This is a genomic window from Azospirillum sp. B506, from assembly GCF_000333595.1.
Taxonomy (GTDB): Bacteria; Pseudomonadota; Alphaproteobacteria; order Azospirillales; family Azospirillaceae; genus Azospirillum.
This window is the reverse complement of record NZ_BADK01000036.1, coordinates 1-1,864: the sequence shown is the minus strand read 5'-3', so window position 1 is coordinate 1,864 and position 1,864 is coordinate 1. Positions and strand designations below refer to the sequence as shown.

The following is a 1,864-nucleotide window of genomic DNA, read 5'->3' as shown; positions in this document are numbered from 1 at the left end:
TTGCGACGGAGCAGGCCGACGACAATGCAGAGAATCCCTAGATCAGTGCGGTCATGAACCCTGGCCTCCATACCGTCGCCACGATCCTTCACCGTTGAAAGGCCGGACGGCTCTGCCTTGCGGAGCCGTCATCCCAGGGCGAGCCCGGCGAATCGGCCAAACGGCGTCAGATGGCGACTGGTTCGGGATGGTCCTTCCCATTGGCCGGAGCAGCGGCGGGGGTGCCGGCCTCGGCAGCGGCCATCTGCTCGCGCACCGCGCTGCGCCACTTCTCCGGATTGAAATCGAGCAACGTGCCGCCGGCCGCAAAATGCTGCTGGAACACCTTGCCGACTGCGTAGGTGGACGCTGCGGCAAGCGCCGGCATGGTCGCCACACCAAGGATCGTGCCGACCACCGGGATGCTCTTCACCAGCGAGCCGAAGGAACCGGCCGCCAGATTGTGCGGAACGATGCCGCCCAGCAGCGCGCCGACGATCGACCGGGTGCGATCCGGCGAGAAGGGAACTCCATAGGCGTCGGCGATCTCGCCGATCATCTTCACCTGGACGCCGGTGACCGCCACGATGTCGAGATAGGGCAGGGGAATCAGACCGGACAGAACATTCCACTTGCTGTACGTCTTGATAATATTTTCGGCCTTGCGATCCGCCTCGACCGGCACAACGGCTGCAGCCTTCACCGCCTCTTCCGTCATTTTATGCTCCTTTCCTGTATGCATGGGCAATTTCGGGTTGCCAACTTCCGCCTGGGTACAGACGGCAGCTCATTTGCGCCACTGTCGACGAGTCGATTTAGGGGCAACTCCCGTCCGCAACTCTACCCATACAGAGGGGCAAAGCCAAGCCGCTTGCAACGGGATCGACATTATACCGCAAAGGGAGAGATTTCAGGATAATTTTGATCCTATCATGGCGTGCATGCCGCGAACATACACCAATAGGAAATATCAACAAGACTTGTGATCCGTTTGCGAGTGCATTACCGTATCGCCGGTCCGAAGAGGAGATCTATCCGGGTCCGAACAGGCCATAGTGCGCTCGGCCAAGGCCGGGCCATCATGGCGAGGCTCCGGCCACTTTTCTCTCAGCCACACCGGTCGGTCTATTCTATTGAGTCCATCGAGGAACCCCGCATGACCAACCCGTTCGACGACGAGCATGGTGTCTATGTCGTGCTGGTCAATGGTGAAGGGCAGCATTCGTTGTGGCCGGCCGATATCGACGTACCGGCCGGCTGGACCGTGGTTCTCCAGCCGACCACCCGGCAGGACTGCCTCGACCATATCAATACCCACTGGACCGACATGCGGCCGCTCAGCCTGACGACAGCCATGGCCGGCCGGCCCTGAAGCGGCGGGGGCATTGAGCCCGGCCGCGCGACGGCGTCGGCAACAAGTGAGATTTCGGAGAATGGGTTCGAGATGACGCTGCCATCCGACGCGGTGCGGGCCGGTACCGTGCAGACCGATGCGGTTGAAGGGCTGATCGCGGATATCACAGATCGCGGCATCGGGCTTGGCATCGACAAGGATAGCCTGGTCATCTCGGGCCATCGCGAGGCGCTGACCGACGAAATGAGAACAGCCCTGGTCGCGGCCAAGCCGGCGCTGCTCGCCTGGTTCCGCGGACAGGAGCGCCCGACCGAACGGATCCATGCACCAAGCCGCGGCCAGTCCGGCCTGCATCACCTGAACGCCCGCAATCCGGATAGCCCGGCCTATACCGTCCTCTTCGCCGCCGCCATCCGGTCCGCACCCGATCTGGCGGCGTTGGATGCGGCGCTGGACGAACTCGTCAGGCGTCACCACGCGCTGCGGTCGGAAGTCTTCGAGCTGGGTGACCGGCTGCTGATCCGCGTGCTG

General features: G+C 62.7%; 3 protein-coding genes. 2 read left to right on the top strand and 1 reads right to left on the bottom strand.

The features are described 5' to 3' along the window. Window positions 1–166: 166 nt before the first annotated feature. A complete protein-coding gene (locus I71_RS01115; protein ID WP_042688976.1) occupies window positions 167–697 on the bottom strand; it encodes a YcjF family protein in 531 nt (176 codons plus the stop codon). 438 nt (window positions 698–1,135) lie between these two features. On the opposite strand from I71_RS01115, the gene I71_RS01110 reads away from it, so the two are divergent. After that, complete coding sequence (locus I71_RS01110; protein ID WP_042688971.1) at window positions 1,136–1,351, top strand: MbtH family protein; 216 nt, start codon at window positions 1,136–1,138, stop codon at window positions 1,349–1,351. A 72-nt stretch (window positions 1,352–1,423) separates the two neighbouring features. After that, window positions 1,424–1,864, top strand: a 441-nt coding sequence (locus I71_RS01105; protein ID WP_042688966.1) for a hypothetical protein, incomplete at its 3' end; no start/stop codon positions are given.

Excerpts from the sequence above, each read along its gene's own strand:
- I71_RS01115 (WP_042688976.1), bottom strand. The coding sequence starts at position 697 with ATGACGGAAGAGGCGGTGAAGGCTGCAGCCGTTGTGCCGGTCGAGGCG.
- I71_RS01110 (WP_042688971.1), top strand. The coding sequence starts at position 1,136 with ATGACCAACCCGTTCGACGACGAGCATGGTGTCTATGTCGTGCTGGTC.